15 protein-coding genes and 2 pseudogenes are annotated in these 15,192 nt (G+C 67.2%); 6 read left to right on the top strand and 11 right to left on the bottom strand.

What is annotated here, in order from left to right; all coding sequences use genetic code 11:
* The 3 genes from C474_RS08120 to C474_RS08130 form a co-directional block, all read right to left on the bottom strand.
* A partial coding sequence (locus tag C474_RS08120; RefSeq protein ID WP_008385722.1) for a hypothetical protein occupies nucleotides 1-1,191 on the bottom strand: 1,191 nt, incomplete at its 3' end.
* Between the two features lie 191 nt (nucleotides 1,192-1,382).
* Nucleotides 1,383-2,309: a M48 family metalloprotease gene (locus tag C474_RS08125; protein WP_008385724.1), complete on the bottom strand. Its 927-nt coding sequence runs from the start codon at nucleotides 2,307-2,309 to the stop codon at nucleotides 1,383-1,385.
* 177 nt (nucleotides 2,310-2,486) lie between these two features.
* Nucleotides 2,487-3,254 carry a DUF4396 domain-containing protein gene (locus C474_RS08130; protein ID WP_008385726.1) on the bottom strand — a complete coding sequence of 256 codons (768 nt, stop codon included), beginning with the start codon at nucleotides 3,252-3,254 and terminating at the stop codon, nucleotides 2,487-2,489.
* Between the two features lie 408 nt (nucleotides 3,255-3,662).
* Between C474_RS08130 and C474_RS08135 the strand changes: the two genes are divergently transcribed.
* Together C474_RS08135 and C474_RS08140 are read left to right on the top strand one after the other, a co-directional pair.
* A complete protein-coding gene (locus tag C474_RS08135) occupies nucleotides 3,663-4,013 on the top strand; it encodes a four-helix bundle copper-binding protein (protein ID WP_008385727.1) in 351 nt (116 codons plus the stop codon).
* 207 nt (nucleotides 4,014-4,220) lie between these two features.
* A complete protein-coding gene (locus C474_RS08140) occupies nucleotides 4,221-5,051 on the top strand; it encodes a hypothetical protein (protein WP_008385730.1) in 831 nt (276 codons plus the stop codon).
* Nucleotides 5,052-5,094: 43 nt separating this feature from the next.
* On the opposite strand, the gene C474_RS08145 is transcribed toward C474_RS08140, so the two are convergent.
* Both C474_RS08145 and C474_RS08150 read right to left on the bottom strand, forming a co-directional pair.
* Nucleotides 5,095-5,673 carry a YdcF family protein gene (locus C474_RS08145; protein ID WP_008385731.1) on the bottom strand — a complete coding sequence of 193 codons (579 nt, stop codon included), beginning with the start codon at nucleotides 5,671-5,673 and terminating at the stop codon, nucleotides 5,095-5,097.
* Nucleotides 5,674-5,749: 76 nt separating this feature from the next.
* A complete protein-coding gene (locus C474_RS08150) occupies nucleotides 5,750-7,183 on the bottom strand; it encodes a sugar porter family MFS transporter (RefSeq protein WP_008385733.1) in 1,434 nt (477 codons plus the stop codon).
* A 308-nt stretch (nucleotides 7,184-7,491) separates the two neighbouring features.
* On the opposite strand from C474_RS08150, the gene C474_RS08155 reads away from it, so the two are divergent.
* The gene (locus tag C474_RS08155) at nucleotides 7,492-7,815 is read left to right on the top strand and encodes an ASCH domain-containing protein (protein ID WP_008385735.1); all 324 of its coding nucleotides are present in this window, start codon (nucleotides 7,492-7,494) and stop codon (nucleotides 7,813-7,815) included.
* Nucleotides 7,816-7,824: 9 nt separating this feature from the next.
* On the opposite strand, the gene C474_RS08160 is transcribed toward C474_RS08155, so the two are convergent.
* From C474_RS08160 to C474_RS08170, 3 genes and pseudogenes are all read right to left on the bottom strand, one after another.
* Nucleotides 7,825-8,091: a hypothetical protein gene (locus C474_RS08160; protein WP_008385737.1), complete on the bottom strand. Its 267-nt coding sequence runs from the start codon at nucleotides 8,089-8,091 to the stop codon at nucleotides 7,825-7,827.
* Nucleotides 8,092-8,139: 48 nt separating this feature from the next.
* A pseudogene (locus tag C474_RS08165) lies at nucleotides 8,140-9,141 on the bottom strand (NADP-dependent oxidoreductase).
* Nucleotides 9,142-9,524: 383 nt separating this feature from the next.
* The gene (locus C474_RS08170; protein ID WP_152421624.1) at nucleotides 9,525-10,448 is read right to left on the bottom strand and encodes a DMT family transporter; all 924 of its coding nucleotides are present in this window, start codon (nucleotides 10,446-10,448) and stop codon (nucleotides 9,525-9,527) included.
* Nucleotides 10,449-10,648: 200 nt separating this feature from the next.
* Here C474_RS08170 and C474_RS08180 point away from each other — a divergent pair, with 200 nt between their 5' ends.
* The gene (locus tag C474_RS08180) at nucleotides 10,649-11,056 is read left to right on the top strand and encodes a nuclear transport factor 2 family protein (protein ID WP_008385744.1); all 408 of its coding nucleotides are present in this window, start codon (nucleotides 10,649-10,651) and stop codon (nucleotides 11,054-11,056) included.
* A gap of 62 nt (nucleotides 11,057-11,118) precedes the next feature.
* Here C474_RS08180 and C474_RS08185 read toward each other — a convergent pair whose 3' ends face one another.
* Nucleotides 11,119-11,814, bottom strand: coding sequence for an alpha/beta hydrolase (locus tag C474_RS08185; RefSeq protein ID WP_008385745.1), 696 nt, complete (start codon nucleotides 11,812-11,814; stop codon nucleotides 11,119-11,121).
* On the bottom strand, nucleotides 11,811-12,746 hold the full coding sequence (locus tag C474_RS08190; protein WP_008385746.1) for a VOC family protein: 936 nt from the start codon (nucleotides 12,744-12,746) through the stop codon (nucleotides 11,811-11,813). The genes C474_RS08185 and C474_RS08190 overlap by 4 nt, the downstream gene beginning before the upstream one ends.
* A 174-nt stretch (nucleotides 12,747-12,920) precedes the next feature.
* Between C474_RS08190 and C474_RS08195 the strand changes: the two genes are divergently transcribed.
* Complete coding sequence (locus C474_RS08195) at nucleotides 12,921-13,061, top strand: YHS domain-containing protein (protein WP_049916843.1); 141 nt, start codon at nucleotides 12,921-12,923, stop codon at nucleotides 13,059-13,061.
* A gap of 323 nt (nucleotides 13,062-13,384) precedes the next feature.
* A complete protein-coding gene (locus tag C474_RS08200) occupies nucleotides 13,385-14,758 on the top strand; it encodes an FAD-dependent oxidoreductase (protein ID WP_008385748.1) in 1,374 nt (457 codons plus the stop codon).
* 229 nt (nucleotides 14,759-14,987) lie between these two features.
* On the opposite strand, the pseudogene C474_RS08205 reads toward C474_RS08200, so the two are convergent.
* A pseudogene (locus tag C474_RS08205) lies at nucleotides 14,988-15,192 on the bottom strand (MaoC family dehydratase); the annotation flags it as partial.

Raw genomic sequence — 15,192 nt, forward strand, 5'->3', positions numbered from 1 at the left:
CGTCTGGCCGTCTATCGTCCACACCTCGCGGAGGCCCTGCGCCTCCCCGTACGGTTCGACGGCGACGACGTACTGCGGGCCCTCCTCCGTGAGCACGAAGAACGGTTGGTCGTTGTCGTCGCCCGGCAGGGGAGCGACCTCTATCTCGTCTTCGTGACTGGTGAACGTGTTCACGATGCCGTTGCGGTACTTCGTCGCGGCGACCCGCTTGCGCGCGAGGTCCTCGGGGTACAACTGCTGACCCGCCAGCACGGGACTCTCGGCGGACTCTTCGGGCGACAGCGTCCGGACGGAGCCGTCGGGGTCGACGACGGCGACGCCTCCCCACGTCGGCGTCGTGTGCGGAATCGGCGTCAGGTGGAACGTCGGCTTCGAGTACGGGACGACGATGTGCTGGGTGCCGTTCTCGACGACCATCTTCGGGGCGCCGTAGTCGACGAGGTACTCCCCGTTCTTCAGCAGGTGCCAGCGGTAGCTCTCGAAGAAGACGGTGCCGACGCCCTTCTCCATCGCCCCCTCGACGACGCGGACGTTCGCCCGTTGGGTCGTCGTGTCGACGAGCACCGTTCCCGCCTGCTTTTTCGTCAGTACGTTGAACAGGCCGTCCGGCGACAGCGGCGCCGCCCAGTACGGCGTCCCGTTCGCGACGGTGATGGCCGTCTCGCCCACCCGGTACTGCGGCCGGTTGAGCGTGTTCGAGGCGTACTGCTCCGCCACCGCGCGGGTGACGATGCGCGGGTTGTCGGCGTCGACGTCGTCGAGTCGCTTCACCGCCGTCGTGTCCGTCATCGTCTGATCGCTCAGCGTGGCGCCGGCGACGACGTTGACGACGGGCGAGAGGACGGCGACGCCGACGACGAACACGACGCCGGCCACCCGGAGCGGGCTTATCTGCCGGTCGTCACCGCCGACGCTGTACTCCGATGCTGTCTCGCTCCGCGAGAACCCCGAAAAGAGCCACGCGGCGACGACGGCGGCGACGAGCGGAACGACGAGCAACGGCGTCGTGTACAGTCCGTACGCCACGGCGTGCAGCGTCGGTCGGAAGAACCACGCGACGGCGGCGACGAGGAGGATGACTCCGAGCAGCGCCGCCCACGGGGGACGGCCGCCGCCCCCGGGGGACCACTCGCTCGTCCCGCCGTCGGTCGGTCGGTCGTCGGATTCCTCGGAGGGGGCTCGCGAGGCCATCAGAGACCAGTCTCGCGGGACGACGGGTGTCGGTCGAGGCGGACCCCCGTCGTCCGAGGGGCGTTCGGGAGGGTCATACCGAAACGTGTCAGCTTCCCATATTAAAACCAGCGTCTCCCCCGTCGCTCGCTTTCGGGGCCGTTCGAAAGTGCCCGAAGGCGCTCCGTTCGCCGAGTCGGTCGACCGACGACTCAGTCGAAGTCGGGGCGGGACGGCCGGGGCGGCCGGCGCGACCGGTCCGTCCCCGGAAGTTCTCGACCCAACCGAGTCACGCGGTCCTCGACTGGCGGATGCGTCGCGAACAGTGCGAACCGGAGCGAGCGGTCGGCGGTCCACGGCACCGGCCCCGCCACGTCCTCGTCGTTCTCGCCGGCGGCGACGACGGCGGCGTGGTACAGCGCCTCGGCCAGCGTCGCGGCGCCGACGACGTCGGCCGCGTATGCGTCCGCGGCGTACTCCTCGAGGCGATTCGCGTACCGGCTCACCGCGAGGACGAGCGGTTCCGCGCCGAGTCCCAGCGCGTACCGCGGTCCGTTCAGCCGAGGGTCGCCGGTCAGTGCGAGCGCCGCGAACCCGAGCGTCCCGACGGTGGCGACGACCGGCCCCCGCCCGGCGAGAAACGCCAGCCAGAACACCCCGAACCCGACTACCGGCGGCGCGTGCGCGCGGAGGGCATCGGTGTGGAGGTCGGTGCCGAGGTGGCCGAGTTCGTGCGCGAACAGCGCGCTGACGCCCTCCACGCCGACGACTCTGGGGAGTAACGGGTCGAACGCGACCACCGGTCGGCCGTCGTCGTAGCCCACGACGGCGCCCGGCGCGTCCATCTCCATCACCAGCAGTCGCGGTACGGGGCGGCCGGTCCGTTCGCAGAGGCCGGAGAGCGCGCGTTCGACCTCGGGAAACTCCCCGGAGTCGAGCGGTCTGGCGCGCCCGGCCTCGAACGTGAACCGCCCGCCCGAGCGGTACGTCTCGAAGACGAGCACCGCCACCGCGGGGACGGCGACGGCGGCGACTAGCGGGGACCCGCCGCTCCCGACCACCGCGACGACGGAGAGCACGGCGAGCGAAAGTACGCCGAGCGTCAGGGCCCACGTCCGAACGAGTAGCGAATCCGGCACGGTCGTTCGTTTCCCGCCTCGTCCGCGGACGACAAATGGCTGTCCGAACGCCCGCCGTCGCGGGCCTCCGAATCCCGGCACCGGAGCGTCTGCGGATCCCCGGCTACGTCGCCCGAGCGACTCGGAAACCGTCCGCGCCGAGGCCGACGCTCACCTCGAAACCGCGCTCTCCCGCGATTAGGAGGAACCCTCGCCCATCTCCTTCGGGTTCATCATCCCTTCCTTCACGCCGAGGGAGATGAGGCCCGCGTTGATGGGGTAGGCGGCGACGAACCCGACGGACAGCGAGAACGCCATCGCCATCCAGAACAGGATGCTCGCCATCCCGGCGGTACCGGCCAACAGGAGGTCCGTCGAGATGGCGGCTATCTCCATGATGGTGATGCTCGGCGTCTCGCTGAGGAACGCGTCCCAGCTAGCCTCGCGGAAGCTCGAACCCTCCTGCATCAGCGGCCCGATGTTGAGGGCGTAGCCGAACAGGTACGCGAACCCGAAGGTGATGAGCACCACCCAGAGGGTGTTGAACGCGAGGATGCCCTGCGCGAGGGTGATGCCGACGATTTCGCCCAGTCCGCACCCGGAGTAGCAGTGACTCGTCGAACGGGATCCGCGCCGCCAGAACGAGTCGTGGTCTATCTGCGTCCGCCCGGACCACCAGTAGATGGCGAGACCGATGGGACCAGAATAGAGGACGGTCAGCGTCCAGACGAACTTCATCATCGACGGGAGCGCCTGATTCCGTTTCCGGATGTCCCACCAGAGGACGGCGAGCGCCGACACCACCAGAATCGCCCAGATTCCGGCCGTGACGGGACTCGACAGGATGGGCTTGAGAACGGCTCTGATGGGTGCGAACGCGTGTTCTATCTGTTTTCCGAACTGTGTGAGCCACTGCGGCAGCAGCGAGTTCTGGAGTACGACCGCGAGCGGTTGTTGCAGTGCCATGGATTCAGTTTGTATATTCGCCGGTGCCGTTCGACGCGCCCCTCGCGCGCCGAACGTCGGTCGGTTGGTGCGGTCGTAGGTACTCGCCGTATCCTTTCAGTGATTGCGGCTAACGAACCGTCGAAGTCCTCCGCTCACAGTTTTCGAATACAAACCAGATCGCGGCGTCGACGCCGGAACGACGGTCTCGACGGAGAGAGCGCACGCTGGTCGGGGCGGCGCGTGAGCGACGTACGACGGCGGTAACGCGGCCGCTCGGAATCCGCAAGTTCTTGCTGATTTCACACAAAACCCATTTATCCCGGCATCGTTGACGCTCCCGGATTTAGAAACGAGGTCGAATCGCCGAACGAGCACACTCTGTTAGCCTAAACCGGGTTAAACGAGGCGTCCGTTGTTCGAGGTGCGATGGCAGTTTCAGAGATAGACCACCTGACCGACGAGATGGAACGATGCGTGGACAGTTGCTTCGAAGCCGTGCAGGCGACCGAGTGGTGCGCCGATCAGTGCACCGGTAGCGAGGAGATGCAGGATTGCGCGCGCCTCTGCCGCGACGTCGCGGACCTCGCGACGCAGTGCGGGCGTTTCTGTTCGCGCGAATCCACGTTCCACACGCGGACCGCCGAACTGTGCGCCGACGCCTGCGAGGAGTGTGCCGACGAGTGTGCTCAGCACGACGCAGAACACTGCCAGGTCACCGAGGAACATCTCCGCGAGTGCGCCGACGCCTGCCGAGAGATGGTCTCGGCGATGAGCTAATCGGGCCACGCGCCGCGCGTCGCCGCCCGGTTCGAGACGAACTCGCGCCGCCGGCGAACGGCGCGCCTCGAAACGGAACGGAACTCTGTCCGCGGAGCGGACGCCGCCGCTCCCCTTACCTTCTCGATCGCGCTCTCCGAAATCTACTTGAAATCCGACCGAAATATCTCGATAGGCTCGTCAGCGACGCTGGCGGGAGTCCCTTCAATGGTCTCGATAACCTCGGATACGCTGTTCAACGCCGCCGCGGCGGTCGTCGGTACGGTCGCCGCGTTGCTGTTCGTCCTCGGCTTTCAGTACCCCTACTCGCCGGTTTCGAAGTACGCCCTCGCTCTCGCGTTCCTCGTCGGCGTTCTCGCACTCTGCCAGCGGACGACGGACCCGCAGGTGACGCTTCTCGGGTACGGCGTCGTCCTCGCCGTCCTCGTCGCCGCCTTCTTCGACGTCGCCGAGACGTTCGACGCGGGCACGCCGGTCGTCATCGCGGGCCTGCTCCTCTTGGCGGCGCTACTCTACGCCGTTCCGCGGTTCGACGCCGCGGACCGCTTGCTCGCCCCGTCGCACGCCCGGACGCTCTTCGCGGCCGTCGCCGTTCTCGCCGCCCTCCTCCTCGTCGTCGACGTCGCCACCGGCGGCCTCGCCTACGAACTCCGGCCGGCGAGTCAGATCGAGTTCACCGGCGGGTACGACCGGGAGGCCCCCGCCAGCGTCGCCACCCTCCGCGTGTCGAACCCGACGCCGTTCCCCGAACGCGTCGACGCGCCCCGCTACGGCGTCTGTGCGGTGGGGAACTGGACGCCGTACCGACCGTCGGAACCGGGGCGCCCCGACGGGGAGGTGTACCTCGACGCCTACGTCGACGACGGCTACAACGAGTATCTCTTCGGCGGCGGCGCGAAGACGTACCGGGTCACGCTGAACACGAACGCGGCGAACCTCTCCGGCGAGACGATTCCCGTCGAACGTACCGCGTCGTGTCCGAACACGGAGTCGGGTTCACCCTCCATCGCGCTCTTTCCCGACCCGGCCGACGGGTGAACCCCCGAACGACTGCGGGCGGGTGTAGTCGCCCGCGGCGGTTTCAGTGCGACGCCGCCCGGGCCGTCTCCGTCTCCAGTTCGGGGAACGCGTAGCAGTCGTGCTCTTCGTGCAGGCGGCGCCGAATCGCGTCGGCGTCGCCCGGGGCGATGCCGTCGAAGAACCGCCGCGTCTGCGCCAGTTTCCGCCGGCACACCGGGGCGTCGACGTCGACGTCCGTCTCCACGGTGTGCGTCGCCTCCACGGGGACGCCCGGCCCGAAGCAGTGCTCGAAGGCGTACACCGTTCGCTCAGCGTGGAAGTCGTCGGTCGTTATCGCTATCTCTTCGGCGTCGAGTCCCACGTCGTCCGAGAGGACGCGGGTGAAGTAGGCGTTCCCGATGGTGTCGTAGGCGAAGGGGTCGAGCACGATTCGGTCGGGGTCGACTCCCTGCCGGACCGCGTAGTCGCCCATGACGCCGCACTCCGTCCGGTCGACGCTCTCGTTCGCTCGCCCGCCCGAGAAGACGAGGTAGGAGGCTTCTCGCTCCTCGAACGCCCGTATCCCCGCGTCGACCCGCGCCCGCAGTTGGTCGTGTATCCGCGTCGATTCGAGACGGTGTCCGGGGACGACGACTATCATACCAGCCCCTACCGGCTCCAAAAATATAATATTTCTGTATAATCAATACTTCTTGAACTAGGTGGGGAGTTGCGGCTCAGTCCTGACTGCTCGCCTCCACGCCCTTCTCGTCCGCTCCGACCACGGTGTTCTCTTGGAGGTCCGACTCTATCTCCTCCAGCGAGCGACCCATCGTCTCGGGGACGCGGAAGTAGACGAACGCCACCGCGATGAGCGAGAAGACGCCGAGCGTCCAGAACCCGATCGCCTCGCCGAACCGCTGGATGAGCGAGAGGAAAGTCAGGGAGACGAGGAGGTTCGCCGACCAGTTGAAGAAACTGGAGACGCCCTCCCCGGACCCGCGCAGGCGGAGCGGGAATATCTCCGAGATGAGCAGCCAGAACACCGGGCCGAGGCCGATGGCGAAGAAGGCGACGTACAGTATCATGCTCGCCAGCGTCACGTAGCCGATGATACCCGAGAGGCCCGGCAGGTAGAAGCCGAGACCGAGGATGCCCAGCATGACGGTCATCCCGCTGACGCCGACGAGCAGCAGGGGCCGCCGACCGACCCGGTCGACCAGGTAGATGGCGACGACGGTCATCACCACGTTGACGACGCCGATACCGACCGTCCCGAACAGCGAGGCGACGTTGCCGAGGCCGATGTTGGTGAGGATGGTCGGCGCGTAGTAGAGGATGGTGTTGATACCGCTGATCTGCTGCAGGACGGCGAGGCCGATACCGACCGTCAGGGCCGGGCGAATCCACGGTTCGAGCAGTTCGGTGGCGCTGCCCTCGGACTCTCTCTCGCTGACCTCCTCTATCTGCTCTATCTCCTCGTCGACGTCCTCGCGAGCGCGCATCCGAGAGAGCACGTCGCGGGCCTCGTCGACGCGGTCGTTCTCGACCAACCAGCGGGGACTCTCGGGGAGGAAGTACATCCCGACGCCGAGCGCCACCGCGGGCACCGCGCCGAACCCGAGCATCCAGCGCCACCCGACGACGCCGAGGAACTGCGGGGCGAAGATGTAGTTTATCCCGTACGCCAAGAGGATGCCCAGCGTGACCATCAACTGCTGGAGGAACCCGAGCGACCCGCGGACGTCCGGCGGAGCCATCTCAGAGATGTACAGCGGTCCGATGATGGAGGCGACGCCGACGCCGAGGCCCGTGACGCCCCGCAGGGTGATGAGCGTCCAGAGGTTCGGCGAGAGCCCCATCCCCAGCGACCCGACGAAGAACAGCACCGACGACGCGAGCGTCAGGCGGCGACGGCCGAACCGGTCGGCCAGTCGCCCGCCGGTCATCGCGCCGACCATCGCGCCGACGAGCACGCTGCTCGCGACCACCTGTTCCATGAACGTCGAGAGGCCGAACGACTGCTCGATGTAGATGAGGGCGCCGGAGACGACGCCGGTGTCGAACCCGAACAGCAGGCCGTTGAACGCCGCGATGACGGCGGCGATGTAGACGAAGGTGTCGTGGTTCCGATCCGCGTTCGCCAGTCGGTCGACGAAACTGAGACTCATGGTCGCATTCCGGTCACTGCGGTCGACGCGTCGGTTCTTTCCGGTGAGGCGCGGTCCGGTCTCTCGACCGTGTCGACCCTACCACCTCCGCGCGGAGGGGCGGTTCGTTCGGGACCATTCTCGAGGGTAGCCGAGTTTCCTCGCACCATCTCCGTTAAGGGGTCGCGGGCGACTTTTATAATAAGTTTGGCAGAGATAATCTATTTTTAAATAGATTAAATATAATATATGTTTGTCGGATATTCCGGTCCGGTTCGGTCCGGGCCATCGCGGTGAAATTTTTCCCCGACGCGACCGAACGTGAGACCATGTCCGAAATCGACGTCGACAGTCTGCTCCCGAACGACCGCGTGAAGCAGTCGGTGCTGGACGGCGAGGTGACCCAACTCACCCGCGGCGCGAGCAACCGCTACGCCGAGGCGGGGGACACGTTCGCCGTCGACGGGGAGGCGTTCCGCGTCGCAGTCGTCGAGGAGCGAACGCTCGGCGAGTTCACCGACGAGGACGCCCGCCGCGAGGGCTCCGAGTCGCTCGACGCGTACAAAGAGCGGATGGACCGGGTGCACGGCGGGAACTTCGAGTGGGACGACGGGGACGAAGTCGTCACCTACCGCTTCGAGCGGGCGGACTGAAGCGCCCGGTCAGAACAGAAAGAGTAGCGGGAGCACGACCAGCATCGTGAGACCCGTCGCGAGAAACGCCCACCCCGCGTCCCGCCACTGCGCCGCCCCCTTCAGGACGAGGACGACGCCGACGAGTGAGAGCAGGACGGCGACGGTTGTCGCGTCGAACGCGAACAGGAACCGTTCGAGCAGCGAGGCGGCGACGCCCAACCCGGCGCCGAGTCGAAGCGAGTCGGAGTCGGGCGTCGGGTCGGTCGAGGAGAACGAGGATCGAATGTCCGTCACGTCGCCGACTTCGGGGGGCGAGTGGAACTCTCTATCGGTTCCGCCCGTTCACTCCGCGGAGACGCGCACGACCTGTTTTCCGACGTTGTCACCCGAGAACAGACCGAGGAAGGCTGTCTCTTATACACATCTNAGATGTGTATAAGAGACAGCTCCGGAGTTCACCCACGCGCGGAGACGCTCGTTCGCCTCCTCGAAGCGCGTCACGTAGTCGCCGATGAGGAGCCCCTGCACCCTCGCGCGCGGCGCGATGAGCAGTGGGAGTTTCCGCGGACCGGTCGCCACGCCCTCGTCGTTGTAGTGGGCTATCTGTCCGCAGATAGCGACGCGAGCGTCCAGGTTCAGCTTCGTGAACACCGCGTCGGTGATGGGGCCGCCGACGTTGTCGAAGTAGACGTCGACGCCGTCGGGCGCGGCGTCGTCGAGGGCGGCCGCGTAGTCGTCGGTCGATTTGTAGTTTATCGCGGCGTCGAATCCGAGATCCTCCGTGAGCCAGTCGGTCTTCTCGTCGGACCCGGCGAACCCGACGACGCGGCAGCCGTTCAGCCTCGCTATCTGGCCGACGACGGAGCCGACGGCGCCCGCCGCGCCGGAGACGACCACCGTGTCGCCGGGTTTCGGTTCGCCCGCGTCGAGCAGCCCGAAGTACGCCGTCCGACCGGGCATCCCGAGGACGCCGAGGTGCGCCGGCAGTCCCGCGACGGACGTGTCGACGGGCGCGGCCTCGTCGGCGTCGAGGACGGTGTAGTCGGCCCACGCGCCGTTGCCGGTGACGTGGTCGCCCGCCTCGTACCGGTCGCTCTCGCTCTCGACGACTTCGCCGACGACGCCGCCCTTCAGCACGTCGCCCACGTCCCACGGTTCGGCGTACGACTCGGCGTCGCGCATCCGGCCGCGCATGTACGGGTCGACCGAGAGATATCGGACGCGGACGAGCAGTTCGCCGTCTTTCGGTTCCGGCGCGTCGCCCTCGCGGAGTTCGAAGCTGTCGAGCGTCGGTTCGCCCTCGGGCCGTTCGGCAAAGTACCACTCGCGGTTGGTTTCTTGCACGGGTACGCTTCGGCCCCGCCGCGAAGGTGCCTTCCGCCCTCGGCACCATCCGCCGCAAACTCCCCTTACCCCGTTCGCCTCGCCGGATTGAAGTGTGCCGCACGAGTATAACGAACGTGACCGTATCACACGTCAGCGCGGACGAATCGGTGTTCGACCGCATCCGAGACGCGATTCTCAATCGCGGGGACGGGGACGGCGACCGGAGTCGGTCCGGTCCCGGCCAACCCGCGTAGCGGTCGCCGCGCTCGATTATTTTTGGCCTCGCTGAGGCGCTCGGTCGACCGTTCCCAGCGGCTGCACCGAGAGAACCGCTGTTTCGGCGCTCGTCTCTCGGCCGTCTCACCGACGCATCGAACCCGACTGGAGCGACCGAATCGGCGCTAAGCGCGCCGACTCCGCGTTCGGAGTACGGCCCTCCGGGCGCTCCGGGACAGCTCTGGCCACTTGACGACGAGGAACCCGCAGAATATCACCGCGAACCCGGCCAGCGTGACCGCGGGCAGGCGCTCGCCGAGCCAGGCCCATCCGACGACGGTGGCGACGACGGGGACGACGTAGACCACGAGGTTCGCCTGGTGGGGGCCGACCCGGTCGAGCAGCGAGAAGTACGCCACGAAGGCCATCGTGGTGGCGACCACCGCGAGGTAGAGGTAGGAGCCGACGAACGTCGGAGTGAGTCTGACGGCCTGGGGTTCGCCCGACAGGAGACTCCCGGCGTGGAGCACCACACCACCCAGGGCCAACGAGAGGCCCGTCGTCGTCGCTGCGGGCATGTGCGACCCGCTCTTTCGAATCGCGATAGACCCGAGCGTGACGCCCGTGATGGCCACCAGCACCAGCAGTTTCCCCCGGAAGCCGTCACTGAACAGCGCCTCGGGAGTGGGGCGAACGACGAGGGCGACGCCCGCCAGACCGACGAGAACGCCGACCAGCGCCCGTCGAGAGAGGCGTTCGGCGGGTAACAGCACCCACGCGAAGACGACCGTCAGGATGGGGCCGAGACTGTAGATGATCGCCGAGACGCCGGCAGTCGTGTACTGCTGACCGAGGTAGAGGAAACCCGAGGACCCGAAGAACAGCACGCCTCCGGCGAGGACGGCCAGCCAGTCGGCGCGCCGGCGGGGCCGCCAGTCTCCCAAAACGAACGCGGCGTAGGCGAGCAACAGCAGCGCCGCCAAGTCGTACCGCAGCGCCGCGAACAAAAGCGGCGGCGCGTCGGCTAGTCCGGCCTTGATCGCGGGGAAGGCGGCGCCGAACGCGACCCCCATGAACAGAAAGAGCCCCGCTGCTCTCCGGGTAGACACGGGTGTAGTACGCTCTCCGAGGTCATATACCCGCCGACGCGTCGACAGAACCGCGGAGCGACCCCGTCGGAAGCGAACGCGCGCCCCCTCCGCACGCGGGCCGTCGGTCGGTCGAGGTTCTCGTGTCGGAGGGGGCGGCGTTCGGGCGGGTGGTGCCGGGTATATCGTCGCTGGCGTCGTAGGATACGTCGAGTATCGCCATGGCCAACTCACACGCGAGAGATAACGTCGAGACCGCAGCGAACCTGTACGAGTCGTTCGCCGAGGGTGACCTCGACGCCGCCACCGCCGGGTGGGACGCCGACGTCGAACTCCGCGAACCCGAGGGAATCGTCGGCGGCGGAACGTTTCGGGGACGGGACGAGATAGTCGAGAACCTCTTCGCTGGCCTGGCGAACGACTGGACGAATGTCTCGGTTGTTCCGGAGCGGTTCGTCGACGGCGGCGACACGGTCGTCGCGCTCATCACGTGGAGCGGCACGTCCAGCGAAACCGGGACGTCCGTCGAGTTCCGAGGCGCGCACGTCTTCGACTTCGAGGACGGGAAGATCGTCCTCTGGACGTCTTACGCCGACACGGCCCTGTTCAACGCGGCCGCGGGACGGTGACCGAGTCACCGATGCCCCGGCCGCCGTCCAGACGGGGCGTGCGTTTCCTCGACCGCGCTCGGTCATCCCGGGTCTCGATCCTCGACGAGTCCGGCCAGCAACGCGTCTACGTACTCGAACTCGTCGTCGGTCACCTCGTGGCCGACGCCGTCGTAGCGGCGCTCCGTCACGTCGGCGCCCAACGACCGGAAGACGTCGGCCGTGTCTCGCACGCGCCCCGCGTCGACGCGCGCGTCGTCCGCGCCGCACCCGACGAAGACGGGGGTGCCGTCGAATCGCTCGCCGCCCGCGTACCGGTCGGCGTCGGCGGTCGGTCCGAGGAGCGTCCCGCTGAGGACGACGACGGGCGACGGTCCGGGGTTTCGGGCGGCGTACTCCGCGGCGACGCAGGCGCCCTGCGAGAACCCGAGCAGGACGGTCCGCTCGCGCGGGACGCCGACGGTCGACGCGACCCGGTCGAGAACGGACTCTACGACGCCGAGCGCCGAGGAGAGGTGTGGTTCGTTCCGTTCGAGGGGGTCGTCGGCCGCGCCCGGATACCACCGACTCCGGTCGGCCCGCGGCGCGACGAACGCGACGCCGTGGCGGGCCACCGGGTCGAGGAGGTTCACGATTCCCTGCGCCGTCGCGCCGCGGCCGTGAAGGGCGACCACCGCCGCCCGCGCCGCCCCGCGCGGCGCGCCCGCGGCGACGAACGAATCGGGGTCGTGCGGCCCCGGGACGGCGCCGTCGCCGTTTCCGTCGACGGGCGGGGTCACTTCTCCGCTCCCGGCGCGTCCACCGGCGGCAGTTGCCCCGCTATCATCTCGCGGTCCTCCTCGGCCCACGGCGGCAGGACGAGCGACGACCCGAACGCCTCCTCGCTCTCGTCGATGTCGAAGCCCGGCTTCTCGGTGGAGAGTTCGATGAGGACGCCGCCGGGTTCGCGCACGTATATCGCCCGATAGTAGCGTCGGTCGCGGATGCGCGACACTTCGATATCCCGCTCCCGAAACAGGTCGTGCCACTCGCGGAGTTCGTCCTCGTCGGGGACGCGGAGGGCGACGTGGTGGATGCTACCGACGCCCTCGCGACCGAACGGGGCGTCGCGGTCCAGCAGGTCCACGACGGTGCCGCGGTCGCCGAGGGCCTCGTAACGGACGCGCTCGCCCTCCTCGGCGACGTACTCGAACCCCAGCGTCTCCAAGACGCCGGCGGTCTGGTAGGGATTCACGGGGTGCGTCGTGACGCCGTGGATGCCCCGAATCGCGACATCGGCGGGGACGGACCCGCCCGTCCACGGTTCGACGGGCGACTCGGCGGCGACGAGTTCGAGACAGGTGCCGGAGGGGTCCTCGAACCGCAGCACCGTTTCGCCGAACCGCTCTCTCGTCTCCGCGGCGACGCCGCGGTCCGCGAGTCGGTCGGTCCAGTAGTCGAGCGACCCCGGCGGGACGGCGAACGCCGCGGCGGGTATCCCTGGTCGGCCGCGGCGTCCGGGCGGTTCGTTCGGGTACGGAAAGCAGGTGTAAACGGTGCCGACGTCGCCGGACCCGTTGCCGTAGTAGAAGTGATACCGGAGCACGTCCTCGTGATTGACCGTTCGCTTCACGAGTCGAAGGCCGAGCGTTTCGACGTAGAAATCGAGGTTCGCCTGCGGGTCGCCCACCATCGCGGTGACGTGGTGGATTCCGGGCGTGTCGGTGAGCATCGGGGAGTCGGGGTTCGCGGCGCCGGTAGGTCAATCCGGCGGTACGGGGACTTGCGCGCCGGTATCCGGGAGTGACGGCGACGCCTCGGCTCCCGGTGACGGATAAGCCCCTTGTATGCACGGCCTCTCCGCTTACCCCGCGTACGCGCGTTCCCCCGTTCGGAGGATTCACAGATGTCAGACTGCCCCGTCTGCGGTATGGACGTCGACGACGAGGACCCGCCCGCACAGACCGAGTACGAAGGAGAGACGTACACCTTCTGCGGCGACGGTTGCAAGAGCGACTTCGAGGAGAACCCCGAGCAGTACACGTAGCGAGGGAGCCGTCTCGCCCTCGCCCGCTTCGAACTGCAAACATTCTACAATTTTCGGAACGTCCGAGACGTGTGGAATGCGTTCGATCCTCCGACCGACAGCGATCCGCTCGGAGGAGCAGACCGAAGAGACGGAATTCGGGCCCTTCCACGGGGCCCTCGTACCGTTTCACCATGATGGCCGTGTCCCGCCGGAGGCGACCCCCGACGCGCCGCCCGAAGACGACTATCGTCGATACGCCGTGCAACGACCGTCGATATCTTTTCGCGGCGATAGAACACGAGTTAAAGGGACGAAGCCCGACTGACGAGATAGACTCACCTATGGCTGGAACGTACGACCTCGTCATCGTCGGCGGCGGCATCAGCGGTGCGTCGCTGCTCTACACGACGGCGAAGTTCACCGACATCGAATCGATAGCGCTCATCGAGAAGGAGGCGGAGATAGCCGCCATCAACTCGAAGCACACGAACAACTCCCAGACGCTTCACTTCGGCGACATCGAGACGAACTACAAACTCGAGAAGGCCGAGTCGGTCAAGCAGGGCGCGGAGACGCTCGCGGGCTATCTGGAGAAGCACGACCCCGACCGCGAGATGCACGCCAAGCGGAGCAAGATGGTTCTCGGGGTGGGCGACGAGGAGGTTCAGAGCCTCGAAGAGCGCTACTACGAGAAGGGCTTCGGCGACCTGTACCCGAAACTCAGACCCATCGACCGCGAGGAGATAGCCGAGATAGAGCCGAAGGTCGTGGAGGGCCGCGACTCCGACGAGGAACTGCTCGCCCTCCAGACGCCCGACGGCTACGTCGTCGACTACGGCGCAACCTCGAAGTCGTTCGTCGAGGCGGCCGAGGAGGAGGCGAACGTAGACGTCTACACCTCCACGGAGGTCGAGGAGATAACCGAGGGGTACGAGGGCTTTACGCTCGATACGACCGCCGGGAAGTTCGACGCCGACGTGACCGTCGTCGCCGCGGGGTCGCACAGCCTCCAGATGGCGAAGTCGCTCGGCTACGGACAGGACTCGGTGTTGCTCCCCATCGCGGGCAGTTTCTTCCTCGCCGACGACTTCTTGAACGGGAAGGTGTACACCCTGCAGATGAAGAAGCTCCCGTTCGCCGCCGTCCACGGCGACGCCGACGTCCACGACTCCTCCATCACGCGGTTCGGCCCGACGGCCAAACTCGTCCCGACGCTCGAACGCGGCCGCATCTCGACGGTCAAGGACTTCCTCGACGTGTTCGATCTGAACGCCGCGGCCGTTCTCAGTTACGCGAACATTCTCGCGGACCGCATCCTCCTCCCCTACGTCCTGCGGAACCTCGTCTACGACCTCCCGAAGGTGGGAACCGAGCAGTTCCTCCCGCAGGTCCAGAAGGTCGTTCCCAGCGCCACCATCGACGACATCGAACGCGCGAAGGGCTACGGCGGCGTCCGTCCGCAGATCGTGAACCTCGAAGAGAAGGCCCTCGACATGGGCGAGGCGAAGATTCTCGGCGACGAGATCATCTTCAACATCACGCCGTCGCCGGGCGCCTCGACCAGTCTGAAGAACGCGATGCGCGACACCCGGACGCTGATGGACTTCTTCGACGGGGAGTACGAGTTCGACGAGGAGGCGTTCCGCGCCGACACCATCGACAACTTCCCGCGCCCCGAAGAGACGGAAGCGGAACCGCCGCGCGCCAACGACTGAGACGACCCGACCGACGCGACTGACCTGACCAACTCGGCTGACGCGGCCGACGCGCGCGCCGACCGAACCGTATTCCTCACTCGACGCTCGATGACCGGGGTTCCGGTGTACCCTTCGAACCGACCTCTCGATTCGCCGAACCCGCACAGGTACATCCGAAATATCGCGCCGTACTCGCAAACTCGAGAGATATGTATCCGCCTCGGAGGCCGGTGCGGACGCCCTCCGCTCACTCCGAGCAGTCGTCGGGTTGCGTGCCGACGCCCTCGGGCCATCCGGGCGGACGGGCGGCGCTCGGGTCGGCGTGCGAGCGTTTCAGCACCATCGGCGTCCGCTCCAAGGTGAGGACGAGTTCGTCCTCCTGGTTGTAGGTGCGGAGTTCGGTCGTGACGATGCCGACGTGGTCGCGGCTCTGTCTCTTATACACATCTCTG

This window comes from Halogeometricum pallidum JCM 14848, from assembly GCF_000337095.1.
Classification (GTDB): domain Archaea; phylum Halobacteriota; class Halobacteria; order Halobacteriales; family Haloferacaceae; genus Halogeometricum; species Halogeometricum pallidum.

Excerpts from the sequence above, each read along its gene's own strand:
- C474_RS08180 (WP_008385744.1), top strand. The coding sequence starts at position 10,649 with ATGGCCAACTCACACGCGAGAGATAACGTCGAGACCGCAGCGAACCTG.
- C474_RS08145 (WP_008385731.1), bottom strand. The coding sequence starts at position 5,673 with ATGATAGTCGTCGTCCCCGGACACCGTCTCGAATCGACGCGGATACAC.
- C474_RS08130 (WP_008385726.1), bottom strand. The coding sequence starts at position 3,254 with ATGGCACTGCAACAACCGCTCGCGGTCGTACTCCAGAACTCGCTGCTG.
- C474_RS08190 (WP_008385746.1), bottom strand. The coding sequence starts at position 12,746 with ATGCTCACCGACACGCCCGGAATCCACCACGTCACCGCGATGGTGGGC.
- C474_RS08155 (WP_008385735.1), top strand. The coding sequence starts at position 7,492 with ATGTCCGAAATCGACGTCGACAGTCTGCTCCCGAACGACCGCGTGAAG.
- C474_RS08200 (WP_008385748.1), top strand. The coding sequence starts at position 13,385 with ATGGCTGGAACGTACGACCTCGTCATCGTCGGCGGCGGCATCAGCGGT.
- C474_RS08150 (WP_008385733.1), bottom strand. The coding sequence starts at position 7,183 with ATGAGTCTCAGTTTCGTCGACCGACTGGCGAACGCGGATCGGAACCAC.
- C474_RS08195 (WP_049916843.1), top strand. The coding sequence starts at position 12,921 with ATGTCAGACTGCCCCGTCTGCGGTATGGACGTCGACGACGAGGACCCG.
- C474_RS08140 (WP_008385730.1), top strand. The coding sequence starts at position 4,221 with ATGGTCTCGATAACCTCGGATACGCTGTTCAACGCCGCCGCGGCGGTC.
- C474_RS08135 (WP_008385727.1), top strand. The coding sequence starts at position 3,663 with ATGGCAGTTTCAGAGATAGACCACCTGACCGACGAGATGGAACGATGC.